The 26,654-nt window shown below is 62.6% G+C and carries 23 protein-coding genes and 1 pseudogene; 15 read left to right on the top strand and 9 right to left on the bottom strand.

The genetic code is table 11. The features are described 5' to 3' along the window. Positions 1–188 precede the first annotated feature (188 nt). From ilvD to ompA, 3 genes are all read left to right on the top strand, one after another. Positions 189–2,030, top strand: coding sequence for a dihydroxy-acid dehydratase (gene ilvD / locus Aeroheme_RS19930; protein ID WP_163137472.1), 1,842 nt, complete (start codon positions 189–191; stop codon positions 2,028–2,030). Between the two features lie 3 nt (positions 2,031–2,033). Continuing rightward, positions 2,034–3,566 carry a threonine ammonia-lyase, biosynthetic gene (gene ilvA, locus Aeroheme_RS19925; RefSeq protein ID WP_163148355.1) on the top strand — a complete coding sequence of 511 codons (1,533 nt, stop codon included), beginning with the start codon at positions 2,034–2,036 and terminating at the stop codon, positions 3,564–3,566. 235 nt (positions 3,567–3,801) lie between these two features. Then, positions 3,802–4,941: a porin OmpA gene (gene ompA / locus Aeroheme_RS19920; protein WP_171275201.1), complete on the top strand. Its 1,140-nt coding sequence runs from the start codon at positions 3,802–3,804 to the stop codon at positions 4,939–4,941. Positions 4,942–4,994: 53 nt separating this feature from the next. On the opposite strand, the gene Aeroheme_RS19915 is transcribed toward ompA, so the two are convergent. After that, positions 4,995–5,390, bottom strand: coding sequence for an HPP family protein (locus Aeroheme_RS19915; RefSeq protein ID WP_411167272.1), 396 nt, complete (start codon positions 5,388–5,390; stop codon positions 4,995–4,997). A 151-nt stretch (positions 5,391–5,541) separates the two neighbouring features. On the opposite strand from Aeroheme_RS19915, the gene Aeroheme_RS19910 reads away from it, so the two are divergent. After that, on the top strand, positions 5,542–6,081 hold the full coding sequence (locus Aeroheme_RS19910; RefSeq protein WP_303808795.1) for a TetR/AcrR family transcriptional regulator: 540 nt from the start codon (positions 5,542–5,544) through the stop codon (positions 6,079–6,081). On the opposite strand, the gene priA is transcribed toward Aeroheme_RS19910, so the two are convergent. Continuing rightward, positions 6,078–8,285: a primosomal protein N' gene (priA, locus tag Aeroheme_RS19905; RefSeq protein WP_411166435.1), complete on the bottom strand. Its 2,208-nt coding sequence runs from the start codon at positions 8,283–8,285 to the stop codon at positions 6,078–6,080. The genes Aeroheme_RS19910 and priA overlap by 4 nt on opposite strands. A gap of 147 nt (positions 8,286–8,432) precedes the next feature. On the opposite strand from priA, the gene rpmE reads away from it, so the two are divergent. The 3 genes and pseudogenes from rpmE (at position 8,433) to Aeroheme_RS19890 (ending at position 11,643) form a co-directional block, all read left to right on the top strand. Continuing rightward, positions 8,433–8,648, top strand: coding sequence for a 50S ribosomal protein L31 (gene rpmE / locus Aeroheme_RS19900; RefSeq protein ID WP_025328741.1), 216 nt, complete (start codon positions 8,433–8,435; stop codon positions 8,646–8,648). Positions 8,649–8,773: 125 nt separating this feature from the next. After that, a pseudogene (locus Aeroheme_RS19895) lies at positions 8,774–10,208 on the top strand (DUF2867 domain-containing protein). 178 nt (positions 10,209–10,386) lie between these two features. After that, a complete protein-coding gene (locus Aeroheme_RS19890; protein ID WP_411166434.1) occupies positions 10,387–11,643 on the top strand; it encodes a malic enzyme-like NAD(P)-binding protein in 1,257 nt (418 codons plus the stop codon). Between the two features lie 66 nt (positions 11,644–11,709). On the opposite strand, the gene Aeroheme_RS19885 is transcribed toward Aeroheme_RS19890, so the two are convergent. From Aeroheme_RS19885 to trmA, 4 genes are all read right to left on the bottom strand, one after another. After that, positions 11,710–11,889, bottom strand: coding sequence for a hypothetical protein (locus Aeroheme_RS19885; protein ID WP_025328738.1), 180 nt, complete (start codon positions 11,887–11,889; stop codon positions 11,710–11,712). 54 nt (positions 11,890–11,943) lie between these two features. Next, on the bottom strand, positions 11,944–13,269 hold the full coding sequence (rstB, locus tag Aeroheme_RS19880; RefSeq protein WP_163137478.1) for a two-component system sensor histidine kinase RstB: 1,326 nt from the start codon (positions 13,267–13,269) through the stop codon (positions 11,944–11,946). A 108-nt stretch (positions 13,270–13,377) separates the two neighbouring features. Beyond that, positions 13,378–14,085, bottom strand: coding sequence for a two-component system response regulator RstA (gene rstA / locus Aeroheme_RS19875; RefSeq protein ID WP_411167271.1), 708 nt, complete (start codon positions 14,083–14,085; stop codon positions 13,378–13,380). A 221-nt stretch (positions 14,086–14,306) separates the two neighbouring features. Then, positions 14,307–15,413 carry a tRNA (uridine(54)-C5)-methyltransferase TrmA gene (gene trmA, locus Aeroheme_RS19870; protein ID WP_411166433.1) on the bottom strand — a complete coding sequence of 369 codons (1,107 nt, stop codon included), beginning with the start codon at positions 15,411–15,413 and terminating at the stop codon, positions 14,307–14,309. Between the two features lie 169 nt (positions 15,414–15,582). Here trmA and Aeroheme_RS19865 point away from each other — a divergent pair, with 169 nt between their 5' ends. The 8 genes from Aeroheme_RS19865 (at position 15,583) to Aeroheme_RS19830 (ending at position 23,051) form a co-directional block, all read left to right on the top strand. Next, the gene (locus Aeroheme_RS19865; RefSeq protein WP_411167270.1) at positions 15,583–16,719 is read left to right on the top strand and encodes a DUF5610 domain-containing protein; all 1,137 of its coding nucleotides are present in this window, start codon (positions 15,583–15,585) and stop codon (positions 16,717–16,719) included. Positions 16,720–16,804: 85 nt separating this feature from the next. After that, complete coding sequence (locus Aeroheme_RS19860) at positions 16,805–17,338, top strand: ATP--cob(I)alamin adenosyltransferase (protein WP_025328733.1); 534 nt, start codon at positions 16,805–16,807, stop codon at positions 17,336–17,338. A 97-nt stretch (positions 17,339–17,435) separates the two neighbouring features. After that, complete coding sequence (locus tag Aeroheme_RS19855) at positions 17,436–19,118, top strand: HAD-IIIC family phosphatase (protein WP_411166432.1); 1,683 nt, start codon at positions 17,436–17,438, stop codon at positions 19,116–19,118. Next, on the top strand, positions 19,111–19,335 hold the full coding sequence (locus tag Aeroheme_RS19850; RefSeq protein WP_139744724.1) for an acyl carrier protein: 225 nt from the start codon (positions 19,111–19,113) through the stop codon (positions 19,333–19,335). Before Aeroheme_RS19855 ends, Aeroheme_RS19850 begins: the two co-directional genes overlap by 8 nt. After that, positions 19,332–20,096, top strand: coding sequence for an AAC(3) family N-acetyltransferase (locus tag Aeroheme_RS19845; protein WP_234677685.1), 765 nt, complete (start codon positions 19,332–19,334; stop codon positions 20,094–20,096). Before Aeroheme_RS19850 ends, Aeroheme_RS19845 begins: the two co-directional genes overlap by 4 nt. Next, positions 20,086–20,487: a VOC family protein gene (locus Aeroheme_RS19840; protein WP_234677686.1), complete on the top strand. Its 402-nt coding sequence runs from the start codon at positions 20,086–20,088 to the stop codon at positions 20,485–20,487. Before Aeroheme_RS19845 ends, Aeroheme_RS19840 begins: the two co-directional genes overlap by 11 nt. Before the next feature lie 2 nt (positions 20,488–20,489). After that, positions 20,490–21,833: a DUF4910 domain-containing protein gene (locus tag Aeroheme_RS19835; protein WP_411167269.1), complete on the top strand. Its 1,344-nt coding sequence runs from the start codon at positions 20,490–20,492 to the stop codon at positions 21,831–21,833. A gap of 156 nt (positions 21,834–21,989) precedes the next feature. Next, positions 21,990–23,051 carry a class I SAM-dependent methyltransferase gene (locus Aeroheme_RS19830; protein WP_411166431.1) on the top strand — a complete coding sequence of 354 codons (1,062 nt, stop codon included), beginning with the start codon at positions 21,990–21,992 and terminating at the stop codon, positions 23,049–23,051. A gap of 134 nt (positions 23,052–23,185) precedes the next feature. Here Aeroheme_RS19830 and malZ read toward each other — a convergent pair whose 3' ends face one another. The 3 genes from malZ to Aeroheme_RS19815 form a co-directional block, all read right to left on the bottom strand. After that, positions 23,186–25,015, bottom strand: a complete 1,830-nt coding sequence (gene malZ / locus Aeroheme_RS19825) for a maltodextrin glucosidase (RefSeq protein ID WP_163137482.1) — start codon at positions 25,013–25,015, stop codon at positions 23,186–23,188. Between the two features lie 31 nt (positions 25,016–25,046). Next, a complete protein-coding gene (locus tag Aeroheme_RS19820; protein ID WP_005325471.1) occupies positions 25,047–25,895 on the bottom strand; it encodes an HDOD domain-containing protein in 849 nt (282 codons plus the stop codon). 69 nt (positions 25,896–25,964) lie between these two features. After that, positions 25,965–26,384: an META domain-containing protein gene (locus Aeroheme_RS19815; protein ID WP_025328730.1), complete on the bottom strand. Its 420-nt coding sequence runs from the start codon at positions 26,382–26,384 to the stop codon at positions 25,965–25,967. Positions 26,385–26,654 lie beyond the last annotated feature (270 nt).

Here is a 26,654-nt window from a genome sequence, read left to right as displayed (position 1 = left end):
CGAGGACAAGTGGGGTTGGCTGACCCCGGTCAACGACTGATTGAGAACGAGCGGGCGACCCGTCGCCCGCTCGCGCCAACAAGAGTCGGCTATGGCAAGGGCAGATCCCTTGCCACAACCGATTTGAAGCGACAGCTTCGCACCATAAGTTTGCCCAGTCGGGCTCATGTATTCAGGGAGTAGAGACAATGCCGAAGTTGAGATCCGCCACCACCACCCACGGACGTAACATGGCCGGGGCCCGCGCCCTTTGGCGTGCCACCGGCATGACAGATCAGGATTTCGGCAAGCCCATCATTGCCGTGGTCAACTCCTTCACCCAGTTCGTGCCCGGTCACGTGCACCTCAAGGATCTCGGCCAGCTGGTGGCCCGGGAGATCGAGGCCGCCGGCGGCGTCGCCAAGGAGTTCAACACCATAGCGGTCGATGACGGCATCGCCATGGGCCATGGCGGCATGCTCTATTCGCTGCCATCCCGCGAGCTTATCGCCGATTCTGTGGAGTACATGGTCAACGCCCACTGCGCCGACGCCATGGTCTGCATCTCCAACTGCGACAAGATCACCCCGGGGATGCTGATGGCCGCCCTGCGCATCAACATACCGGTGATCTTCGTCTCCGGTGGTCCCATGGAGGCGGGCAAGACCAAGCTCTCCGATCAGATCATCAAGCTGGATCTGGTGGACGCCATGATCCAGGGTGCCGATCCCAAGGTCTCAGACGCCCAGAGCGATCAGATAGAGCGCAGCGCCTGCCCCACCTGCGGCTCCTGCTCCGGCATGTTCACCGCCAACTCCATGAACTGCCTGACCGAGGCGCTCGGCCTCTCCCAGCCGGGCAACGGCTCCATGCTGGCGACCCATGCGGACCGCGAGCAGCTGTTCAAGCTGGCCGGTCAGCGCATAGTCGCTTTGGCCAACCGCTACTACCAGCAGGATGACGAGAGCGCCCTGCCGCGCAACATCGCCACCAAGGCGGCGTTCGAGAACGCCATGGCGCTGGACATCGCCATGGGAGGCTCCACCAATACTGTGCTGCACCTGCTGGCGGCGGCCCAGGAGGCCGGGGTGGACTTCACCATGGCCGATATCGACCGCATGTCCCGCAAGGTGCCCCAGCTGTGCAAGGTGGCGCCCTCCACCCAGAAGTACCATATGGAAGACGTGCACCGCGCCGGCGGCGTGGTGGCGATTCTGGGCCAGCTGGAAAGAGCCGGCCTGGTGCATGGCGATACCCGCAACGTGCTCGGCACCTCCCTGAGCGAGTTGCTGGAGGCCTATGATGTCAGCCGCTGTGACGACAAGGCGGTGCACGACTTCTACCGCGCCGGCCCGGCCGGGATCCGCACCACCAAGGCATTCAGCCAGGATTGCCGCTGGCCAGAGCTGGATCTGGACCGTGCCGAGGGCTGCATCCGCTCCCTGGAGAATGCCTACAGCCTGGAAGGGGGCCTGGCCGTGCTCTCCGGCAACCTGGCCCTCAACGGTGCCATCGTCAAGACCGCCGGGGTGGATGACGAGAACCTCTGCTTCCGCGGCCCGGCCCGGGTGTTCGAGAGCCAGGACACGGCGGTCGCGGGCATCCTGGATGGCACTGTCCAGGCCGGTGAGGTGGTGGTGATCCGCTACGAAGGGCCCAAAGGCGGCCCCGGCATGCAGGAGATGCTCTACCCCACCACCTATCTGAAATCCATGGGGCTCGGCAAGGCCTGCGCCCTGATCACAGACGGTCGCTTCTCCGGTGGCACCTCTGGCCTCTCCATCGGTCACGTCTCCCCCGAGGCGGCCTCCGGCGGCACCATAGGCCTGGTGGAGGATGGCGACATCATCAACATCGACATCCCGGCCCGCAGCATGGTGCTGGAGGTGGCCGACAGCGTGCTGGCCGCCCGCCGTGTTGCCGTGGAAGCCCGTGGCTGGAAGCCGCTGAACCGTCAGCGTCAGGTCTCCTACGCCCTGCGTGCCTACGCCATGCTCGCTACCAGCGCCGACAAGGGCGCGGTGCGCGATTTAAGCAAGCTGGAGGAATAGGACATGGTTTCAGCGGCAGATTATCTACGCAAGGTGTTGCTCTCCCCCGTCTACGAGGCGGCGCGTGTGACCCCCTTGCAGACCCTAAAGAAGCTCTCCGAGCGACTCGGCAATCACGTGGCGCTCAAGCGGGAAGACCTGCAGCCGGTGCACTCCTTCAAGCTGCGAGGTGCCTATCACAAGATCGCCACCCTGAGCGCCGAGCAGAAATCCCACGGTGTGGTGGCGGCCTCGGCGGGCAACCATGCCCAGGGGGTGGCGCTGTCGGCGGCCAAGCTCGGCATCAAGGCCATCATAGTGATGCCCAAGACCACGCCGGACATCAAGATAGATGCGGTGCGTCGCCTGGGCGGCAACGTGCTGCTGTTTGGCAACAGCTTCGACGAGGCCTATGCCGAGAGCCGCCGTCTGTCAGAAACCGAGGGCTACACCTTGATACCGCCGTTCGACGACGTCGAGGTGATCGCGGGCCAGGGCACCATCGGCAAGGAGCTGCTGGAGCAGGACACCCACCTGACCCACGTCTTCGTGCCCGTGGGGGGCGGCGGCCTGGCCGCCGGGGTGGCTGTCTACATCAAGCAGCTGCTGCCGGATGTCAAGGTGATAGGGGTGGAAGCCGAGGGCTCCGCCTGCCTCAAGGCCGCCATGGAGGCCGGCGAGCCGGTCAACCTGGAGCGGGTCTCCCTGTTTGCGGACGGGGTGGCGGTCAAGCGCATCGGCACCGAGACCTTCCGCCTGTGCAACCAGTATCTGGACGAGGTGGTGACCGTCTCCAACGACCAGATCTGCGCGGCGCTGAAAGACATCTTCGACGACTGCCGTGCCATCGCCGAGCCGTCAGGGGCCTTGTCGCTGGCGGGGCTCAAGGCCTACAGCGAGCGGGAGCAGGTCAAGGGCGGGCGGATGGCGGCCATACTGTCGGGTGCCAACGTCAACTTCCACAGCCTGCGCTATGTGTCGGAGCGCTGCGAGATCGGCGAGAAGCGCGAGGGCATGCTGGCGGTGACCATACCCGAGCGCAAGGGGGCCTTCCTCGACTTCTGCCGTCAGCTTGGGCCCCGCATGGTGACCGAGTTCAACTACCGCTACGCGGATGCGGCCCAGGCCTCCCTGTTCGTCTCGGTGCGCCTCAGCGGGGGCGACGAGGAGCTCGGCCAGATCATCGATCAGCTCGGTGGCAACGGATACCCCGTGGTCAACATGACGGAGAGCGAGCTGGCCAAGAACCACGTGCGCTACATGATTGGCGGCCGCCCGGCCCGGCCCCTTGGTGAGCGTCTCTACAGCTTCAAGTTCCCGGAGCAGCCGGGCGCCCTGATGCGCTTCCTCGAGACCCTGGGCTGTCGCTGGAACATCAGCCTGTTCCACTACCGCAACCACGGCGCCGATTATGGCCGGGTGCTCTGTGCCTTCGAGCTGCCGGACGAGGACGTGGCTGCCTTCCACGACTACCTGCGCGAGATTGGCTACGGCTGGAAGGAGGTGAGCGAGGATCCCGCCTACCGCCTGTTCCTGGCGAGCCAGGGCAGTCAGTGACGGCGGCTTGACCATCCTGCCCCGAGATGAAAACGAAGAGCCTGGCTCTTCGTTTTTTTATGGGCGCCCCGGGGTGTGCATCTGCCGATAATGTCGCCAATATCACACTCCTGAGTCCCTGGTCGTTTGAGGCTGGTTGCAGATGGGATAATCTGAGTGCGGGGCTTGGGTTCAGGGCCCCGTCAGGGAAGAGAGGCGCATCCGCGTCATAACAATTCATTGCAGGGGCTCATCCATGAACAGATCTATGCTCGCCGTCCTGATCGGCGCTCTGATGGCAACGGGGACGGTGCAGGCTGCCGCCCAGGACAATACCTGGTATGTCGGCGGCAAGGCCGGCTGGTCCAATTTTTACGGGGTGGATTACAACGCTCAGGTAAAGGAAATCGTCGATTTCTTGGAGCCAGACCAAAAGCATAACGACCTCGGGCTGGGGGCTTTTGTTGGTTATCAACTGAATCAAAATCTGGGTTTTGAGCTCGGCTATGACTGGCTTGGCAAGTTCAAGCTGGATAAATCGGGATCGCTGGGTACGCAGTCTGCTGGTATCAACGGCGAAGCCGAAGCCCAGATGATCCAGGCCACCATGAAGATGAGTTTCCCCGCGACCTCGGTGCTGGATATCTATGGTCGACTGGGGGGAGCTTATGCCTGGACCGAAAGTGCTTATTCGGAGTGGTATCGGGATTCCGCCAACTCTGCGAATGATTACACCTTTACCGATAAGGGCCATAAGTATCATGGTGCAGCCTTTGTGGGGGCTCTGGGGGTTGAATATGCATTCGATCGTGACTGGGCTGTCCGTCTCGAATACCAGTACACCACCCCCTTAGGTAAAACCTCACCTGGGGAGTCGGGTGTCGAGATGGACAATGGCCTGCTGTCGGTGGGCATGCTCTATCGCTTCGGTCAGGTCGGTGACGAGCCGGTGGCGCCGACGCCGGCTCCCGTGCCTGAGCCAGCACCGGCTCCCGTGCTGGTGGAGAAGCAGTTCAGCCTGGACTCGGACGTCTTGTTTGAATTCAACAAGGCGACCCTGAAGCCGGCCGCGAGCCAGGCGCTGGACAGCCTGTTTGCCCAGATCCTGGCGGCCAACCCGAAAGACGGGGTGGCCACTGTGATCGGTCATACCGACCGGCTGGGATCCGATGCCTACAATCAGGCCCTCTCGGAACAGCGTGCCCGCACAGTGGCCGACTACCTGATTGCCAAGGGGCTGTTTGCCGACAAGGTGCGGGCCGAGGGGCAGGGCGAGTCGTCACCGGTGACGGGGGGTAGCTGCCCGGATGGCGCCAAGGCGCAGATGATCGCCTGTCTGGCCCCGGATCGCCGGGTCGAGGTGCGGTTGACCGGGGTCTCCCAGGTCGCCGAATAAGCCGGAGCAGTCATGGGGTAAAAACAACGAGGGGGCCCAGGCCCCCTCGTCGATCATGGTGCCCCGAGCGGTCGGCTATTCAGCCAGCGGGCGCCGCGCCCCATGATCACCAGGAGCAAGGCACCGGGCAGGACTGTTTCCCACAGAAAAGGCCAGGATTGCGCCGTGAGCAACACCAGCAGCGGATTGGCCCCGGCGGGGGGATGAATCAGCCCCAGGCCCTGCATCATGGCCACGGAGAGGCCCACGCCGAGGGCCAGCTTGAGCTCCATGGGCAGGGGCAGCAACTGCACCAGCAAGCCCAGGGTCGCCGACAGCAGGTGGCCCCCCAGCACGTTCTGCGGGCGGGCCAGCGGGCTCTGTGGCAGGGAGAAGAGCAGCACGCAGCTCGCCCCGAAGGGCGCCATCAGCAGGGTCAATTGCCAGCTCAGATCCAGCCAGCCAAGCAGAGCTATGGCCATGCTGGCGCCTGCGCCTGCCAGCAAGGCGGGTCTCCATTGTTTCATCTCCATCTTCTGTCTCCTCAATGTGTGACGGGTTGCTTGACCTCAGTTGCGACATTAGGTAGACAGATCGGTGTACTTCAAGGGGGAAATCAGCGTGAGTGAGAAACGTCAGCAACTGATGGCGACGGCCTACCGGCTGTTCAATCGTCATGGCTTTCACGCCACCGGCATCGATCGCATCTGGGCCGAGGCGGGCAGCACCAAACGCACCCTGTATCGCCACTTCCCCACCAAGGACGCCTTGATCGAGGCCGTGTTGATGGCGCGGGATGCGGAGTTTTTTGCCCTGCTCGATGCCAAGATGGACGGGGTGTCGGGACGGGAGGCCAGGTTGCGGGCGCTGCTCGACGGCTTCGCCGACTGGTTTGGCCGCAGCGATTTCTACGGCTGCAATTTCATCAATGCCAGTGCCGAGTTCTCTGATGCGCGCCATCCGGTGCGCAAGCTGGTGGTGGCCCACAAGCTGGCGCTGCTGAACTGGGTCAGGGAGGCCCTCGAGTGCACCGTGGAGCAGGCCACCGGGCTATGCCTGCTGCTGGAAGGGGCCGTGGTGATGGCGCACAGCTATCAGCAACCACTGGCCCTGGAGCAGGCCAGGGTGCTGGCACCCACCGTGCTGGGTGAGGGGCGCTAGCTCAGCTCTGTAGGGTCTATATCCAGACTCCAGCGCACCTTCTTGGTCTCCGGCCAGCCGTCCAGCTCCTTCACCGCCCAATCCAGCAGTTGCGCCAGGGGGGCCCGGTTCGGTCCCTGCACCAGCAGCTGCATGCGGAACTTGCCCGCCTTGCGCTCCATGAAGCCGCTGATGGGCCCGAGCACCTGCACCTGGGGATAACGGGCACTGCGCAGGGTATCGGCGAGACGGGTGAGGAACAGCTGCACCTCGTCGCGACCGTTGGCCTCGGCTCGGAACAACCCTTGATAGCTGAAGGGCGGCAGCCCCAGCAGACGGCGCTCCTTGAGCGCCGTATCGGCAAAGTGGCCGTAGCCGTTCTGGGTCAGGTCCTGCAACAGGGCATGTTCCGGATGGTGGCTCTGCAACACCACCAGCCCGGGTTTGCTGGCGCGACCGGCCCGGCCCGCTACCTGGGTGTAGAGCTGGGCCAACTTCTCGGCGGCGCGAAAATCGGCGGAAAACAGGGCGCCATCCACATCCAGCAGACCCACCAGGGTTACGTCCGGGAAGTGATGTCCCTTGGCCAGCATCTGGGTGCCGATCAGGATCTTGTACTTGCCCGCCTTGATGTCGCCGAGATGGGTCTCCAGCTCGCCTTTACGGCGGGTGTTGTCTCTGTCGATACGCACCACAGGGTATTGAGGGAAAACAGTGGTGAGCAGCTGCTCCAGCTGCTCGGTGCCGACTCCTGAGCCAATCAGCTCCTTGCTGCCGCACTCCGGGCAGCTATGAGGCAGTGGGCGCACGCTGTCGCAGTGGTGGCAGTGCAGCCGGCGCCCAGCCTGATGCCAGGTGTACCAGGCGTCACAGCGTTCGCAGGCGGCGCTCCAGCCACACTGGTGGCAGATAAGCGAGGGGGCATAGCCGCGTCGGTTGAGGAACAGCATCACCTGGTTGCCCGCCACCAGGTGCTCTGCCATCAGCTGCTCCAGCTGGGGAGAGAGCCCGGCCTGCAGCCGCACGCTCTTGATGTCCAGGATCACCTGGCGGGCGGTCTGGGCGTTGCCGGCGCGCCGCGTCAGGCTGAGGTGGTGGTACTTGCCGGTGCGGGCGTTGTGCAGCGTCTCGAGCGACGGGGTGGCGGAGCCGAGCAGGATTGGGATACCGGCGCGATGGGCCCGCATCACCGCCAGATCCCGCGCGTGGTAGCGAAAACCGTCCTGCTGCTTGAAGGAGCCGTCGTGCTCCTCGTCGATGATGATGATGCCGAGGTTCTTGAACGGGGTGAAGACCGCGGAGCGGGTGCCGATCAGGATGGCGGCGCCGCCGTCGCGGCAGGCGAGCCAGGCATCGAGCCGCTCCCTGTCGTTCATGGCGGAGTTCATCGCCACCACGGGCACCTTGAAGCGGCGGCGGAAGCGGTTGATGGTCTGGGGGGTGAGGCCGATCTCCGGCACCATCACCAGCGCCTGCTTGCCCGCCCGGAGCAGGGGCTCGAGTATGCTCAGGTACACCTCTGTCTTGCCGGATCCCGTGATGCCGTCTAGCAGGAAGGCGCCGAACTTGTCGCTCTGGCTGGTGACGGCAGCCACCGCCAATGCCTGCTCTCCGTTGAGGCGCAGCCCCTCACCGGCGTCAAAATGGGTTGCCCAGTCGCCGTCGTGGCTCGGCTCCAGGCTGCGCTTCTCCAGCAGTCCCTTCTTCTCCAGGGCGGTGAGGGCGGCGCTCTGAATCTCCTCCTGCTTGAGCGCAGACGGCGTCTGGGGACCCTTGCGCAGCAGGGCGAGGGCCTGCTGCTGCTTGGCGGCCCGCTTGAGTTCGTTGAGATCGATTGCCATCCCGGCTTCTGTGGCAAACCAGAACTCCAGCTCCCGGTAGGCGGCGGGCTCCCCCTTGCGTACCAGCACAGGCAGGGCATGAGGCAGCACCTCACCCAGGGGGTGCTGGTAGTAGCCGGCGCTCCAGGCCATCAGCGCCAGTATGTCGGGCCCGAGCACAGGGGCCGTGTCGAGCACCCGCTTCAAGGGCTTTAACTTGGCGCGGGGCACCTGACTCTCGGTCGGGTGATCCACCACCAGACCGACCAGGGTCTGGGGGCCGAAAGGGATCTCGACCCGGCAACCGGGCTCAGGCAGGGGCAAAGGGGAGAGATAGTCGAAGTGACGGCGTAAGGGTACCGGGACAGCGACACGAACCAGATCAAGCGTTTGCGATGAATCCACCAGGGGTTGCCTATTTTTTCTGCGAAGCCACTTGCCTGAACTCAGGCATTTCCTATATTATTCGCAGCCTTTGAAACTGTGTTCAACAATCGTGTGGTGTCCGACAAGAGATCGGATGGCGACACGGCCTGATAATCGAGGTTGTCCATGAAAGCTGGTATCCATCCCGAGTACGTAGCCATCACCTGCAAGTGCTCTTGCGGTAACGTCATCAATACCTTCTCTACCCTGGGTAAAGATCTGAACCTGGACGTGTGCTCCGCATGCCACCCGTTCTATACCGGCAAGCAGAAAGAAGTTTCTAGCGGCGGCCGCGTAGACAAGTTCAACAAGCGTTTCGGTGGTCTGACTGCCAAGAAGTAATCTTACTTCTGAAGAATTCTGAAAAAGGCGCCCATCGGGCGCCTTTTTTACTGGCTGGCATTCTGTATTGCCCCGCTTTGCCCTATGGTGGTGCGAGTCCATGGGGGATGGCAAGGAGTGTTGGAATGCGAAACTGTCTGGTGATGGGTGCGGCGGGTTACATAGGTTCCTATCTGGTACCCCCATCTGCAAGGGCTGGGTTACAGGGTGATCGCCGGTGCGCGCCGCCCCTGCCGCCTGCCGGAGGGAGTGGAGTTTCGTCTCGCCGACAGCCTCAAGCCCATCACCCTGTTGCCGGCCCTTGCCGGGGTGGATACCGTCTTCTATCTGGTGCACGCCATGGGGGCAGGCGCCGGTTTTCACCGGCTGGAGCAGCAGGGGGTGAAGAATTTCGCCGCTGCCGCCCGCGCCGCCGGAGTGCGCCGCATCGTCTATCTGGGGGCCATACAACCGATCCCCTGCAACAGTCGCCACCTCAACTCCCGTCGCCACTGCGGCGAGTTGTTTCGGGAGGCGGGGGTGCCCACGGTGGAGCTGCGGGCCGGCATCATCATAGGGCCCGGCTCCGCCGCCTTCGAGGTGATGCGGGATCTGGTGTTCAACCTGCCCATGATGGTGACGCCCAAGTGGGTGCGCTCCCGCACGCCCCCCATAGCCCTCTCCAACCTGCTGCACTATCTGGGCGGCCTGGTGGAGGCGCAAGGGGTGGATGGCCGCATCTTCAACGCGGCCGGCCCCGAGCTGCTCAGCTATCAGCAGCAGTTGCAGAGGTTTGCCGCCCACATCGGCAAGCGTTGCCCCATCATTCCCATCCCCTTCCTGAGCCCGCGGCTCTCCGCCTGGTGGCTGCAGTTTGCCACCTCTGTGCCCCAACCCATCGCCAAGGCGCTGGTGGGCGGCCTCAAGCACGACATTCCGGCCGACGATGGTCCACTGCGGGCCCTGCTGCCCCAGCACCTGCTCAGCTTCGACGAGGCGCTGACGGAGAGCCTGGCGCTGGAGCAGAAGCTTGGCGCCGAGCAGCAGGGGGAGGAGACGCCGCTCGGCCTGCGCTGGCGCCATCCAGAGTACGGTTTCTACGATCGCACCGCCAGCGGGGAGGCCGAGTGCCTCGCCTCCCCCGAGGTGGTGTGGCAGGTGCTGCAGCAGCTGGGGGGCGAGCAGCGCTACTTCTACATGAACGAGCTGTGGGTGGTACGCGAATGGATGGATCACCTGATCGGGGGCCCGGCGCTCACCCGGGGTCGTACCAATCCGGATCGCTTCGTGAAGGGGGACATGCTGGACTCCTGGCAGATCCTCGGGGTGGACGAGGGGCGCAGGCTGGATCTGCTGTTCAACATGAAGGCCCCCGGCGTCGGGCGGCTGGAGTTCAACATCCAGCCCCAGGAGTCCGGCCTGACCCGGCTGCGGGTGACCGCCCACTGGCACCCCCAGGGGGCCTGGGGCCTGGCCTACTGGCTCGCCATGCTGCCCTTCCACCTCTTCATCTTCCAGGGGATGACGGAGGCCATCGCCCGCCAGGCGGAGGCGAGGGCCGGCATTCCCGTGATGGACTGAAATCGAATCTATAACTAAATGGGTATTTATACGCGGCAGGAGATGCTGCTGAGTCAGCTTTCAGTGCGATTTGGCGATATTTTCTGCTGTGAAAGCCCGGTGGTTTTCTTTATGATCCTCAGCCCTCGCCACAGGCGAGCCAATGCACCACTCATTCACTTCCGTATCGGGGTCCCCCATGTCCGATCTGCGTCACGATCTTCGTCAACAAGCGCTCGATTACCACGCCCAGCCCATTCCCGGCAAGATAGCCATAGCCCTCACCAAGCCCGCCGAGACCGCGCGGGATCTGGCCCTGGCCTACAGCCCTGGCGTCGCCGAGCCGGTGCGCGAAATCGCCGCCAACCCGGCCGATGCCTACCGCTACACCGGCAAGGGCAACCTGGTGGCCGTCATCTCCAACGGCACCGCCATCCTGGGGCTGGGCAATCTGGGGCCGCTGGCCTCCAAGCCGGTGATGGAGGGCAAGGCCCTGCTGTTCAAGCGCTTCGCCGGCATCGACGCCATCGACATCGAGGTGAAGCACGAGACCAGCCAGCAGTTCATCGACACCGTGGCCGCCATCGCCGACACCTTCGGCGGCATCAACCTGGAAGACATCAAGGCTCCCGAGTGCTTCGAGATAGAGCAGGCGCTGATCGAGCGCTGCGACATTCCGGTGTTCCACGATGATCAGCACGGCACCGCCATCGTCACCGCCGCCGGTCTGCTCAACGCGCTGGAAGTGCAGGGCAAGCGCATCGAGCAGAGCCGCATCGTCTGCATGGGGGCCGGTGCCGCCGCCACCGCCTGCATGGATCTGCTGATCAAGTGCGGCGCTGCGCCACAGAACATCTTCATGCTGGACCGTCAGGGGGTGATCCACCGCGGTCGCACCGATCTCAACCAGTACAAGCAGCGCTTCGCCAATGACACGCCGCTGCGCACCCTGATGGATGTCATCGACGGAGCGGATGTGTTTGTCGGCGTTTCTGGCCCGGACGTGCTGCCCGCCGAGGCGGTGGCCCTGATGGCCCCCAATCCGGTGATCTTCGCCTGCTCCAACCCGGATCCCGAGATCAAGCCCGCCCTGGCGCACTCGGTGCGCAGCGATCTCATCATGGGCACGGGTCGCTCCGACTATCCGAACCAGATCAACAACGTCATCTGCTTCCCCTTCATCTTCCGCGGTGCCCTGGACGCGCGCGCCAGCCGCATCAACGATGCCATGAAGGTGGCGGCTGTGGAGGCGATCCGTGGCCTGGTGAAAGAACCCGTACCGGCCGAGGTGCTGACCGCCGCCGGGGTGAGTGCGCTCACCTTCGGCAAGGAGTACGTCATTCCCAAGCCGATGGATGCCCGTCTGCTGCCTCGCGTGGCCCGCGCCGTGGCGCTGGCGGCGGTAGCCTCCGGGGTGGCGCGCATCGCGCTGCCTGCAGATTACATGCAGGATTGAGCCGACTGAGCACGACAAAAGGGGCCCCATGATGGGGCCCCTTTTCATTGGGAGCTTGTGCGCCTGTTACTTGGTCTTGGGGGCCACTTTCACGGCCGGTGCGGCATGGGTCGCCTTGTGATGCTTTTTCACCACCTTGGTCTGGGTGGCCTGGGGTGCGGCAGCCTTGGTCGGGGTGGCAGCCATGGTGAAGCCGGAGGTCAGGGCGAAGACAGCGGCCAGGCTCAGGGGGATCAGCTTTTTCATATTCCAGTTCCTCGTTCGGTTTGATGACATGGAGCGGCTCTCCATGACGTCATCCTAGGGCTGCCGGGTCTGAGGTTCAGTGAGTGGCTGGTGACGGTTTGTATCCAAATGTACGGGCAGCCTGAGGCAGAAGCGGGCCCCCGTCTCGGCGGGCAGCAACTGCACCTCGCCCCCGTGGTGGCGCGCTATGCTGCGCACTATGGCGAGGCCTAAGCCAGTGCCGCCAGTGCGTCTGTCCCGGCTCTGATCCAGCCGCACGAAGGGCTCGAAGATCTGGGGTGCCAGCGCCGGATCTATGCCGGGGCCGTCGTCGGCCACCTCCAGCAGATAGTGATCCTGCTGCCGGCTCATGGTGAGGCTCACCCGGCTGTTGGCGTGGCGCAGGGCGTTGCCGATGAGGTTCTCCAGCGCCCTGTCCAGCAGGCGGATGTCGCCGCGCCAGGGCAGGGGATGGGCGGGAAGCTGGAGGGCGAGTCGTCTGTCCGGGCGCAGCGCCTGCCAGTCCGGGAGCCGCTCCCCGGCCCAGCGGCCCAGCTCGAGATCGCTGCACTGCAGCGGCAGCTCGGGGCGATCCAGCCTGGCATAGGTGAGCATCTCCTCGATGAGGGCGTCCAGCGCGCCGAGATCCCGCTCCAGCCCCTGCTGCTCCTCGGCCGAGGGGGGCTCGGCCAGCATGGCGAGTCGGTAGCGCAGCCGCACCAGGGGGGTGCGCAGCTCGTGGGCGATGGCGTCGGTCAGCTGCTTGCGGCTGGCCAGCATGGCCTGCAACTGCTCGGCCATCTGATCGAAGGTGCGTCCCACCCGGCCCAGGCTGCTGCCGGGAGGCAGGCCGGTGCGGCAGGAGAGATCCCCGTCACCGACCCGGCGCGCCGTCTGTTCGAGCCGTTGCAGGCCGTGCCAGTGGGGGCGCAGCCAGAGCAGTATGGGCAGGCCGAGGGAGAGACCGATGAGCAGCAGCAGGCCCACGTCCACCCAGTGCAGCTCGTGCAGGTAGGAGAGATAGGGGACGGGGCCGACGATCAGCACCTGGTCGGTGCCCGGGATGCGCTGCAGGAAGGTGTCATCCTCCTCGACGATGACGATGTTGCCCGCCTCGAGGAAGGCCTGATCCTCCCTGGCCAGTGGCTGGTTGGCGAGGGCGCCGAGTTGCAGCGGCAGGTTGAGCTGCTGGCTCTGCTCCCCCATGCGGGCGGGCCAGCGTGCGGGTGGCAGCCGGGCCAGCTCGCCGGTGAGCAGCCCCAGGGAGCCCTGCATCATGTGCTCGAGATAGCGGTCACCCGCCCGCTCGGCACTGACCTGATAGACCAGGCCGATGAGCAGGATGGCGAGGCCGAAGCAGCCGATCAGCAGCAGATAGAACTGGATAAACAGGCGGCGCATGGGGGCTCTCCTCTTGCCTGGATTGCGTCTGGGCGCCCCCCTCATCCCCAACCCTTCTCCCGCAAGGGGAGAAGGGAGCAGAGAGCATCAAGGTCATTCGGTAACTGCTTATTCCCAGGCCTGGGGTACCAGCAGATAGCCCTTCTGGCGCACCGTCTTGATCCGGGTCGGGTTGTTGCTGTCATCCCCGAGCCGGCGGCGCAGGCGGGAGATGGCGACGTCCATGCTGCGGTCCTGGCCGTCGTAGTCGCGGCCCCGCAGGCTGCGAAACAGCGCTTCTCGCCCCAGGATCTGGCCGGCGTGGCAGGCCAGCTCCCACAAGAGATCGAAATCGGCGGTGGAGAGGGGCACGCTGTTGCCATCGAGGCGCACGTCCCGGCCAGGGCCGTCGATCCGCAGGCGGCCGAACTGCAGGCGCTGGGGCGGCGCGCTGAGGGCGGCCGGTTGCGGCGCCTGCCCCTGCTGGCGGAACTGGACCCGCAGTCGGGCCAGCAGCACGGGGGGCGGTGTGGTCTTGAGGATGTAGTCGTTGGCCCCGAGCTCCAGGCTGAGGATCTGGTTCATGTCGCTGTCGAGCGAGGTGAGCATGACGATGGGGCCGGCAAAGCGTGGCCGCAGATCCCGGCACAGGGAGAGGCCGTCCTGCCCCGGCAGCATGATGTCGAGCAGCACCAGATCGGGCTGTTCGGCCTCCACCCTGGCCAGCGCGAGATCGCCCCGGGTCTCCAGCAGCACCTCTATGTCGTGGCGACCGAGCCAGTTGCTGATGAGCTGGCCTATGTCGGGATCATCTTCAACAAACAGAACGCGTGGCATGGCGGCGTGGCCCCCGGCTATGGCGCGAATGCGCGTGTCGCCAGCATAACGGCTGCGCCAGCGCTCTGCACCGGGATAACTAATCAAAACAGGGCCCGCGGGCCCTTTGCACCCTTCTCCCCTGGCGGGAGAAGGGTGGGGATGAGGGGGAGAGTTTGGTCCGCCTTGTGGCGTAGATACCCCCGGTTTCCATGTGGCGGGCCGGGGGGAGGCGGTTCGAATCAGCCCGCCTTGCGGCGCAGATAGACCCCGGCTTCCATATGGTGGGTCCAGGGGAACTGGTCGAACAGGGCGAAGCGGGCGATCTCGTGGGTCTCGCCCAGCACCGCCATGTTGGCCTGCAGGGTCTCGGGGTTGCAGGAGATGTAGAGGATGTTGTCGTACTCCTGCACCAGCTTGACGGTCGCATCGTCGAGACCGGCCCGGGGCGGGTCGACGAAGATGGTGTTGCACTGGTAAGCGCCGAGATCGACCCCCTTGAGGCGGTTGAACTCCCGCTCGCCGCGCATCGCCATGGTGAACTCCTCCGCCGACATGCGCAGTATGATCAGGTTGTCCACCCCGTTGGCGGCGATGTTGAACTGGGCGGAGTCCACGCTCGGCTTGGCGATCTCGGTGGCCAGCACCTTGCGGAAATTCTGCGCCAGGGCGATGGAGAAGTTGCCGTTGCCGCAGTAGAGCTCCAGCAGGTCACCCTCGCTGCCGCGGGTCACATCCAGCGCCCAGCCCAGCATCTGCTCGTTGATGGCGGCATTGGGCTGGGTGAAGCTGTTCTCCACCTGCTTGTAGACCAGCTCGCGGCCTTGCACCGTCAACCGCTCGATGACGAACTCCTCCCCCAGGCAGATCTTCTGCTTGTGGGCGCGACCAATTAGTTGCAGATCGAAGCCCTGGGCCCGCAGATCGGCCTGCAGGGCCTCTGCGGCCTGCTGCCACTCGCTCTCCAGCTTGCGGTGATAGAGCAGGCTGATGCACAGCTGGCCGGACTGGGTGGAGAGGTAGTCTATCTGGAACAGCTTGCGGCGCAGCACCGGGTGCGGGCGCAGCCCTGCCAGCAGCACCGGCATCAGCCGGTTGATGAGCAAGCTGGCGGTGGGGAAGCTGTCGACCCGGATGATCTCCTTGGTGGCCTGGGCATACATGCAGTGGAAGAGGTCATCCCCCTCGTGCCAGATGCGGAACTCGGCGCGCATCCGGTAGTGCTCGGCGGGGGAGGCATGGACCTCAAGCGCGGGCGGATTGAAGTCGGCGAACAGCTGGGTGAGGCGATCGCGCTTCTCGTCGAGCTGGGCCTGGTAGTCGGCGGGGGTCCGCTGGGATTGGGTCATAGATACCTCAGATGCACACCGGCAGGGCCGGGCAGAAACCGGGGGAAGGCCGCAGCCAACCAAAGGGTGGGGATTTTAAAAGGCCGTCGCGGATTGTCCAAGTTTTTTGTGGTCAAGAAGTGGCCAGTCGGGCCGATAACCGATCCACCACTATGGCGGGAGAGTGATGATGCAGATCGATGGCATGGGCGCAGCCCAACCCAAGGGAGTGGGCATTGCTCCCAAATCGCCTCAACAGGCAGAGTCGAAACCGGCAGGCAGCGGGGAGGAGGTCTCCCTGAACAAGCCCCCGAAGTGGGCCCAGGTGCTGATCCAGCAGGCGCTGCAATTCGCGCTGGAGATCAATGGCCAGCACTATCAGGCCCCCAGGAGTCAGGAGTTCAAGCTGAGCCCGCCGGAGGCCATCACCCCAGAGACCCTGTTCGATTACGAGGCGGTGGCGGACAACGTGCTGCAGTTCGTCACCGGACGGCTGGGGGCGGCCCGTGCCGACGGCAAGTCGGATGAGGATCTGGCCAAGATGATGGAGCAGGCCCGCAAAGGCGTGGAGATGGGCTTCGGCGACGCCAGAAAGCAGCTCGGGGACTGGGCGGACAACGAGGACATCAAGACCGGCATGGATCAGAGCTACAAGCTGATCCAGGAGGGACTGGAGTCCTTCGAGCAAGAGTTCTTTGGCGAGGTCTCGACCACGGATCTCGGGGCGGCCAAGATGGCCAGCCGGCAACAGGCCTTTCTCGAGATCGAGACCCGGGACGGGGACAAGGTGATGCTGCGCTTCAGCGACAGCTGGCAGTTCAAGTCCCGAAGCGACGGGAGCGGCAACCAGTTCAGCCTCAAGTCGAGCCAGAGTTTCGACTTCTCCCTGGAGGGGGATCTCGACAGTGGCGAGATGGACGCCATCGGCAAGCTGGTCAAGGGGCTGGACGAGCTGGCCGGCCAGTTCTTCGGGGGCGGGGAGGGCAAGACCCTGGCTGACAGGCTGGATGGGCTGCAACTGGACGACAGCCAGCTGGCCTCCTACTCCCTCAAGCTCAAGCAGTCGGCCCGCTTGAGCCAGACCTATCAGGGGGCCCATTCGCTGCAGGAGGGGCTCAAGCCGCTGGCGGACTACCTGCCGAAGCTGAGTCAGCTGCAGCAGCAGGCCGATGCCCTGTTGCCACCCGTCCAGCAGCAGGCGTTGACCCCTGCGGTGCTGGCGGCGCGAGGCCAGGGCGAGGCGGCCGAGGGCGCCGGTTTCATGGGCTTCAACCAGCGGATGCTGGAGGCCATGAGGCTGCTCGGCCAGCAGATGGCGACGAGCTGATCCCGGTTCGTCGCCCCTCTGATGCGGCGTTTGCCAGCCCGGGCCGGGGCTGGCACACTGCCCTTTTCTCCAGCCAGACGATGCCATGAACCCCAAGAAGCCAAGAGACAAGCGCGAGCTCTGCTACCCCTTCATCTTCGAGACCCAGTTCCAGTGCGACTACGAGATCGCCACCGACGAGCTCTGCTGCCAGGTGGGGGCCGTGCTGTCCCACCTGGTGCCGGATGCAGACACCCAGCCCATGCTGGCGGATCTGGCGATCTTGCAGCGGCTCATCTACAACCTCAACGGCTCGGTGCGCGGCAGGCTCGGGATCTTCGAGGAGGATCTGGACTGGCTGAAGGGGCGTTACGATCACTACAACGAGGCGAGCCGCGGCCGGGTCACCGGTTTCGTGCTGCCCCAGGGACCCCAACCCATCCCCACCCTGCACCTGTGCCGCTGCGGCAGCAAGAAGGTGGTGCGCCTGCTGGTGCGCCTCGAAGAGAGCGGCGTGCGCTTCGATCCCATCCTCTACCGTTTCGCCAACCTGCTGGCGAACTTCTTCTTCGTGCTCACCGTCTACCTCAAGCAGGCGTGGGATGTGACTGAAGTGCCCTATGTCAGCATCAACTACTGAAGATGGCTGAAAAAGCTTTTGTTTTTCATGAAGATCAAACACGATCATCCCATTTGTCGGTCGCCGGGATGGTTCCGGTAGTGCAGTGGGGAAGGTCATGACCATGCTTCATCTCAGTGGCAGTTCGTTCTTGATGCCGGGCAACCTTGCCTGGCGACCTCTTGCAGAATATGGCGAGGTGCAGGTGGCTCCCCATGGTCAGTGGCTGCAGACGCTGATGAACCAGGCTGCCGATGCCGCGGCCCAGACTCACATCATCATCTGGCTGTGGGAAGATCTGGTGCCAGTCCAGACCCTGCAGGCATGGGGTCGTCTGACGCAGGATGAGCAGCAGTTGGCCGTAGCCGCTTTCGTCGATGCGCTCTGCAAGCCCCTGTTGCAGTATCTGCAGCGCCGCCCGCAGGATCATCTGCTGGTCGGTGCCTGCAGCCACGCGCCACTCTCCGTCTATGGCCCGGCCCCTGCCGCGCTCGCCGCGCTGGCAAGTGCGTTTGAGCAGCAGATGGCTCGCCTGCGGCAGCAACAACCCGGCATGGACGATCTGCACCTGCCGCTCTGGCTGCAACAGCATGGCCGACATCACTGCTTTGACCGGCGCAACCTCTATCTGATGTCCTGCCCCTTCTCCATGGTCGGTCTGGCCAGCCTGGCGCAGTGGATTGTCCCCTTGTTGCAGCGGCTGCAGCAACCCGCCCACAAGGTGCTGGTGCTCGACTGTGACAATACCCTGTGGGGAGGCGTGGTTGGCGAAGACGGTGTGGGTGGCATCCTGCTGGGGCAGGATGGGGTGGGGCGTCTCTATCAGGCCTTCCAGCAGGCCGCCTGTTACTGGCACGGGCAGGGCGTCATATTGGCGCTCTGTTCCAAGAATCTGGCCGACGATGTGTGGCGGCTGTTCGATGAGCACCAAGGCATGGTGCTTGAGCTCCATCACATTGCTGCCGCTGAAATCGGCTGGGAGTCCAAGTCTCAGGGATTGCACCGGCTGGCGGAGCGGCTGAATGTCGGGTTGGACAGTTTGGTTTTCTGGGATGACAGCGAGCTGGAACGTGCTGAAGTCCGGGCCAATTGTCCCGAAGTGATGGTGGTCACCCCCCCTGCCGACATCTGGGGGTGGCCGGATGCCCTGATGACGCTGCCGGCCCTGTGCAGTCGCCACCAGAGTCAGGATGACGGCCTGCGCCAGCATTCCTATCAGGCGCAAGCCCAGGCAAATGAGGTGCGTCAGCAACTGGGCGATGAGCACGCCTTCTTGCGGCAATTGGCGCTGCATGCCGACTGGCAGCCGCTCTCCCCGGGCAACCAGTTGCGAGCCGAACAACTCAGCCAGAAGACCAATCAGTTCAATCTCTCTGCCCGCCGCTATCAGGCGGCGGAACTGGCCCGGCTGGCCGCTGAGGGTGGTGAGGTCTGGCTGGCTAGCTTACGGGACAGATTTGCCGACCACGGTATGACGGCTCTGCTGGTGGTGCGCCCGCTCGACGAGGGCAGGGCGCTGCTGGATACCCTGGCCATCAGTTGCCGGGTGCTGGGACGTGGTTTCGAATACTGGCTGCTGGCGCAACTGGCGAACCGGTTGCAGGCGCAAGGCAGGACCGAACTGGTCATCAGCCTGGTCGCTACAGAGCGTAATCTGCCGGCACGGGATTTTCTGGCGAGCCTGCCAACCCGGCCGATAACCACTCCAGCGGGGTTGATGCCGCTGGCGGACGAGGTGTTTCTCAGCCTGGCTCTCCCCTCCCTCTCTCTCCCTTTTTTGGAGTTTTATGCCAATGAATGACCTTATCGCGCTGGCACGCCAGCAGTTCCCCCAGGCCAGCGTCAATGAACAGTCAGCCCTCGGCAGTTTTCCCGAGTGGGACTCTCTGGGCCACTTCAACCTGCTGTTGCTGGTCGAGCAGCACTATGGCGTGCGTTTCGAGCCGAACGAGCTGGCTGAGCTGAAGAGTCTGGCCGACATCAAGCAAGCTTTGCTGCGCAAAGGGGTCGCCGTGTGAAGCAGGCGTTCGAGCAGGCGCTGACCGAGTTGGGGATCCCCAGAGGCGGCGCCCTGATGGTGCACTCGGATGCCATGGTGGTGGCCCAGTTTGCCGGCATGGGCAACGCCGCGGGCATCGCAGCCTTCTGGACATACCTAGAGCAGTGGCTGGGCGGGCACTTGTTGGTGCCGACCTTCAGTTATAGCCCGATGGCGGGCGAGTGCTTCGATTCTGCGCAGACCCCGAGCAAGGTGGGGCTGATGACGGAAGTATTCCGGCAGCGTGAAGGCGTGGTGCGTACGCTGGATCCCATCTTCAGTATGGCGATAAGTGGCCCATATGGACCCTCTCTGGTGGCCCGGGAGTGTCACGATTGTTTCGGCCAAGAGAGCCCCTTTGGCTGGCTGGCGGAGCAAGATGGCTGGCTGCTGGGGCTGGGTTGTCACCCTGACCGTATCACCTTCACCCACTACGTAGAGCAGAGGCTGGCCGTCGCCTACCGCTATCACAAAGCATTTGCGGGTCAGGTGCGAGTAGACGGCCGCTTGCGGGAGTGGCAGGCAAACTACTATGTGCGCGACCTGTCTCTGGCCAGCGAGATCGACCTCTCCCGGCTGGTGGCCTTGCTGCAGGCTCGGGGTGTCTGGCGCCAGGCTCTGTGCCAGCGGGTGCCTGTCTGGGCCGTCTCGTGCCGCGATTTTATGCTGGCTGCCGGCGAGTTAATGGCGGTGGCACCATACGCCCTGATCCGGGCGGGAGCAGTGCCTCATGCAATTTGATCATATTGGACTGGTCGTGCCGGACCTGGCTAGCGGTGTGGCCTATTGTCGCGACGTGCTGGGGCTGAACCGCTTCTCGGTGGCAGTTGAAGATCCACTGCAGCGGGTCTGGGTGCAGTTTGTACACGATGAAAATGGGCTGTGTTACGAACTGGTTGCCCCGGCCAGTGAGGACAGCCCCGTGACTCAGGTACTCAAGACCCGGCGCAATGTCATCAACCATCTTGCCTATCGGGTGCCTTGCCTGCAGGAGAGCGCCGTCAGACTGCGTGAGCAACGTCATCTTCCTCTAGGACCCAGCCAGCCGGCAATCGCCTTTGGTGGATCTCATGTCCAGTTTTTTCTAAGCCCCTTGGGGCATATTGTTGAGCTGATTGAGGACGTTGCATGACAATGACAACACCGATGCATACTGGTGGTTATCTTCCCATAGACTGGAGCGATCAGGCTCAACTCGGTGAACAGCTGCATCGATTCTTAACCTTGCTGTTCCCACTCAATCGTAGCCTGACTGGTGAGGGGGTTCGGCAAACACTCTCCTTGATCCGGCAGCACTGCTTGCCTGATTTGACCATCCATGAGGTGGAAAGCGGGACCACATGCTTCGACTGGACAGTGCCCGATGAGTGGAATGTAAGGCAGGCTTATATCGTAGGGCCTGACGGGCACAAGGTCGTTGACTTCAAGGACAGCAACTTGCACCTGGTCGGTTATTCTGAGCCAGTGCGTTGTACCCTGTCGCTGGCAGAATTGCAGCCATATCTGCATTCATTGCCCGAACTGCCGGACGCTATCCCCTATATCACATCTTATTACCAGCGCCGTTGGGGCTTTTGTTTACCCCATAATGTGCGGGAAGCGTTGCCGGAAGGAAATTATGAGGTTGTGATCGATACCAGCTTGCAACCGGGCTCACTGACTTATGCAGAGTGGGTGCTATCAGGGGAGAGTGAGGAGGAGATCTTGTTATCCAGCTATGTTTGCCATCCCTCCATGGCCAACAACGAGTTGTCTGGTCCAGGCGTCGGGGTGTTTCTGATGGCCTGGCTTGCCTCCTTACCCAAGCGACGCTACAGCTATCGATTGATGCTTGTTCCAGAGACGATCGGAGCTATCGTTTATCTCTCTCGTCATCTGGAGCACCTCAAGTCTCATACGTTGGCCGGTTTTAATCTCACCTGCATGGGGGACGAGAGGTGTTACTCTTTCTTACCGTCCAGGCAGGGGAATTCTTTAGCTGATCGTATTGGACGCCATGTGCTGGGTCATATTGCACCTGATTATATGGTGTATAGCTATCTTGACCGAGGGTCCAACGAACGTCAGTTATGTGCCCCCGGAATAGACCTGCCAGTCACAACTATGATGCGCAGCAAGTACGGTTGCTATGCCGAATACCATACCTCATTAGACGATCTTACCTTGGTCACGCCACGGGGCCTGGCGGATAGCTTCCTGGCGTTACGGCGAGCGATCGAGTGTCTGGAGTTGGATGAATGTTGTGAGGCCACCGTATTGGGCGAACCCCAGCTGGGACGACGTGGCCTCTATCCGAATCTGTCTACACGTGATTCCGGCGATCAGGTGAGGGACATGATGAACTTGCTGGCGTACAGCGATGGCCATATGAGCCTGTTTGAGATTGCCGAGGTCATCGACGTACCGTTTTGGCGGGTCGAGCCCTTGGCTAGAAAGCTAATCGATGCAGGGGTTCTGCGCAGGTGTAGTCGTCGTTGAGAATAGGTACTTCGTTGCATGATGTGATGGATGAGAATCCAGAGACAACGCGTTCGAACAACCTTGTTTCATCAATCCTGATCATATCTTTAGGAGAGGATCATGAGATGTCCATATTGTCACAGTGATAACACATTGGTTTTCCTTGAACGCAAGATGCCAGCCGTTTTATCTGCCTACTCTGGTGATTTTCCGGTAAAGGTATCGGAATTGCAGGTCAGTGCCTGCAAGGATTGCCTGGTGGGGTTTGCATCCAAGAAGTTATCATCGGAAGAGCTGACGGAAATATATGACAACTATCTATATATATCTCCGCTGAATAATATCGGCGCTTCTAAGTATGACGGCATGATTAATACCATCGCCAGTCATTTTGGCAAAGATGAAAAAATATTTGAGATTGGCTGTTCAGAAGGCTATTTGTTGAAAAAACTGAACGACATCGGATTCTCCAATGTAACAGGAATTGAGCCAGGCCCCCAAGCCGATATTGCGAAGGGCTTGGGGCTTAACGTCATAAAAGGTTATTTTAATGCACGCCATGTTCAGGACAAGATAGATGGTTACTATCTTATGCATGTGTTTGAGCATTTTGAAGATCCCTTCTCCATCTTTAAATTAATGTCTGAAACCTTGAATGATACCGGAAGGATAATCATTGAGGTCCCTGACTTCGGTGGTTTCCATGTACAGCACCTCTTCTACTATAACATCTACTTCATGCAAGGCCTGGCCCGTGATAACAAACTCAAAATAATATATCACTGCGTTGAGAATGACAGTTTGAGGGTTGTCTTTGTAAAAGCTGAAAATACACGTTACAACGAAATTGAAGTGGCCTTTGATAAAGCAGGTTATATCGAGAACCTCTCAATATTTAAGCAGCGGTGCGATGCATCTCGCAATAGAGTCAATGCCTTTCTCAGAAAGGCAGGCAGCGTCGTTTGGTGGGGGGCTGGTTCTGCATCCGTTATTTTGTTGAACGGGGTTGAGAAAGAGGTTTTGGATGGCACAAATATCATGGTCGTTGATGGCGATCAGAATAAAGCCGGTCGCACTGTGCCTGGAGTGAATCTCAAGGTGAGTTATTTTGAGAAAATCCGTAATAAGCATGTCAGTAACCTGGTGATTGCATCAAGTTTCTATAAAGAAATATTTGAGACAATGAAGGCTAACGGAATCACATATGATCATGTCGAAGTGTTTAGTGATGCCTGATTAAAGGCTTAAGAGTGGTGAGGATCGTCAGGGTGACATGCAGTAAATCATTTTAATTTTACTGGTAGGGAATTTAAGTCTGCCGGTAATAATGGCGGGACAGAGCCCGCCATTTATTTGATAGTATCTCTTCATCAGCTGGAGAGCAGCACCCTGGCCGAGTTGGCCGGTATGGTGAGCTGCACCTCCCCTTGCACCACCTCGAACTTGTCGCCGTTGAAGGCGTCGGTGAAGCGGCTGGCGGGGCTGGCGGTCTGCCACAGGGGCAGGCTGATGGTGCGCGGCTCGGTCGGGTGGCGGTTGCAGGCCACCACCACCTGATCGCTTTGCAGGGTGCGGGCGAACACATAGCTGTGAGGGCCGGCGTAGAGGGTCTGGATGTCGCCCCGGCGCAGGGCGGGACGCTGGCGGCGCAGCTGGATCAGGCGGCGATAGTGATCGTGCAGCACATGATCCCAGTCTGTGGTGTCCCAGGGGAAGCAGCGACGGCAGTCCGGATCGTTGCCGCCGGAGAGCCCCACCTCGTCGCCGTAGTAGATGGAGGGCACGCCGATATAGGTGATGAGCAGGGTGGCGGCGAGCCGCATGCGCTGCTTGTCCTCCCCCAGCAGGTGGAGGAAGCGGGCGGTGTCGTGACTGTCCAGCAGGTTGAACTGGGCCAGCTGGTTCTTGAACGGGATATGGGCCCGGGCCAGCTTGAGCCATCTGTCCAGCTCCTCGGCGCTGATCCGGATGGGGTGATAGGCGATGTCCTGCCCCGCCAGGAAGGCGCGGATGGGGTGGGCGAAGCCGTAGTAGTTCATGGCGCCGTCCTCCTGATCCCCCTGCAGCCACTGGCTCGCCTCGAAGAAGTGTTCGCCGAGGACGTAAGCGTCCGGGTTCTCCTGCTTGACGGCGCCGCGAATGGCGCGCACATGGCCGCTGTTGCCCATGGCCGAGCCCCGCTCCCCCAGCATGTGGATGACGTCGAAGCGCCAGCCGTCGATCTGGTAGGGGGCGCGCATCCAGTAGCGCAGAATGGCGTTGTCTGCCCGATACACGGCGTCCTGCACCTGCTCGCTGGCAAAGTCCAGCTTGGGCAGGCTGCGAATGCCCTTCCAGCTGACATAATCCCCTTCCTGGTCGAAGGTGTAGAAGCTGCGCCAGGGGGAGTCAGGGTTGCTCTGGGCTCCCAGCGGCGGGCAGAACCAGGGGTGGTCGGTGGAGGTGTGGTTGACCACGGCGTCCAGGATGATCTTCATGCCGCGCTGATGCAGGTTGCGGGTCAGCTCGGCAAACTGGGCGTTGGTGCCGAGGTGCGGGTCGACGCTGTAGTAATCCTGGGTGTCGTACTTGTGGTTGCTCGGCGAATCGAAGATGGGGTTGAGGTAGAGCGCCGTCACACCGAGGGATTGCAGATAGTGCAGCTTGGCGTCTATGCCCGCCAGATCCCCGCCGTAGAACTCGCAGGCGCCGTGGCCCTCTTCGTGGCGGCTGACCGGTTCCCCCCAGGCCTTGCTGATGACCGCCTTGCCGCGGTACTCGTACTCGTGATGCTTGACGCTCAGCGACGGATCGCCGTTGCAGAAGCGGTCCGGGAAGATCTGGTAGAAGACCTGATCCTGTACCCAGGTCGGCGGCTGGTGATGGCTGTTGAAGCGGAAATGCTGCTCCCGCGGCGGCATGGCGGCGCTGACGCCCGCCCCGTGCAACCACCACTGCTCCTGGTCGGTGAGGCACTTGAAGCAGTAGAGGTGGATCTCCTGCCCCTTGGCCAGCGGCAGCTCGACCTGCCAGACCTGCAGCCTGTCCCGGGTCGAAACCGGGCGCATGGCCACCAGGTACTCCTCGTTGTCCGGCTCGTGACGCAGCCACACCTCGCGGATGGGGGCGTCCAGCTCGCTGAACAGGGTGAGCAACAGGGTATCGGCACTCTCTTTGAACCAGGGTGCCACCTGGGGATGAAACAGGAAGGGATGGGTCATGGTATCTACTGCATCAGAGGGTGGCCAGAGGCTACTGGGTCAGGAGGTCGGCGAGGGCATTGCCCTGCTCGTGGAGTTGCTCCAGCTGATCCGCCAGGGTGGCGGGATCCAGCCCGAGCTGGTCGGCCAGCGGCTTGGGGAAGCGCGCTATGATGGTCTGGGCCGGTACCCCGGCGTGCCAGGCGAAGGAGACGAAGACGGAGAGCCGGATCAGCACCGCCTCCTTGCTGACCGGATCGTGGGAGAGGGGATCCAGCTGCTGGGCGATGGCATCGACGAAGGAGGCCGACAGGTTCCAGCGCTTCGCCAGCTCGGCGCCGAGCTGGGCATAGTCGTACCCCAGCATCTCCCGCTGGGCCTCGACCCGGCTGCTCCCCTTCTCGATGGCCAGGTTGATGAGCCCGGCCTCCTCCGGCAAGGTGCTCTGGATCAGCAGCTCGCCGATGTTGTGAATGAGGGCGCAGGTGAAGGCGCTCTCCGGATCCACCGCCTTGGTCTGCTGGGCCAGGGTGCGGGCTATGGTGGCGACCTGGAAGGTCTGGGTCCAGAAGCGGTGCTTGTCAAAGCCCGGGGGGGCCTTGAAGCTGCTGATGATGCCGGAGGCGACCACCACGGAGCGCAAGCGGTTGAAGCCGAGGCGGATCACCGCCTGCTCGATGGAGGTCACCTCGTTGCCCCGGCGCAGGGCGGCGGAGTTGGCCATCCGCAGCACCTTGACGCTGATCACCTGGTCCATGGCGATCTTGGCCGCGATCTCGTCGATGCGGGCATTCTCATCGTTGAAACTCTGCATCAGCTCGTGCAGCAGCTGCGGGATTGTGGGCAGTTGTTTGATCTTGCCAAACAGGCGATCCATCGACATGGCTGAGGCAGCCTCCATTGCGAACAGTGCCTCATATTGTGCCACAGCTGGGCCAGTTGTTCCTGTCGGCGAGCGGTTTTGTGAGCCCTAGTACACCCAGTCTCGCAGTCTGTATTCCAAACGGTGCCGTTTTCCGGTCAGGATCAGGGTCTGTGGCGTGCCGCTCAGGGTCGCGCCCTCCATCAGGGTGGCGAGTACCGCCTGTTCGATCTGGTCGAGCCGGGGCGGGCAGGCCATGGCCGTGCTGCCGAGGCTGGTAACCCAGAGTCTGTCATCCTCGAGATGGCCCTGGCCGAAGTAGCGGTTGCACCCGGCGATGCCATTGACGGTGAAGTGCTCCCCTATCTCGATGTCGGGGGGATTGACGCGGCTGCTGGGGATGGCCTGGCCATCCAGCTTGTCGAGCACCCAGTGGTGGTGCTGCAGATCTTGCGAGGCGAAGCGGGGAGTACTGCTGCAGGCGCTGAGCAGGAGCAGGGCGAGCAGCAGTAGCAGAAATCTGGGCATGGAAGGGGCTCCGGTGATGGGAGCGACAAGCATACCCGTGCCATGGCCCGGGAGGCAGGGCGAGGGGGGGCCAGCCCGACCGCTTCTGTCGCCCTCAGGGGAAGGGGGGTGTCGGTAAATGGCAACACCCGCCCCGGGCGAGCCTCGTTTCAGGCAGCAGGGGTCGCCCATGGACCCCTGCCGGTACCTCAGCCGGCAAACAGCCGCTCGGCGTAACGGGCCAGGCCCGAGGTTATCAAACCGAAGTCATCCCCTCCTTCCAGAGGGGAT

Origin of the sequence: Aeromonas sp. DSM 116730 (assembly GCF_046581335.1) — a bacterium.
Classification (GTDB): domain Bacteria; phylum Pseudomonadota; class Gammaproteobacteria; order Enterobacterales; family Aeromonadaceae; genus Aeromonas; species Aeromonas rivipollensis.
Note: the sequence above shows the minus strand (reverse complement) of the source record. Positions and strands in the feature narration are given on the sequence as shown.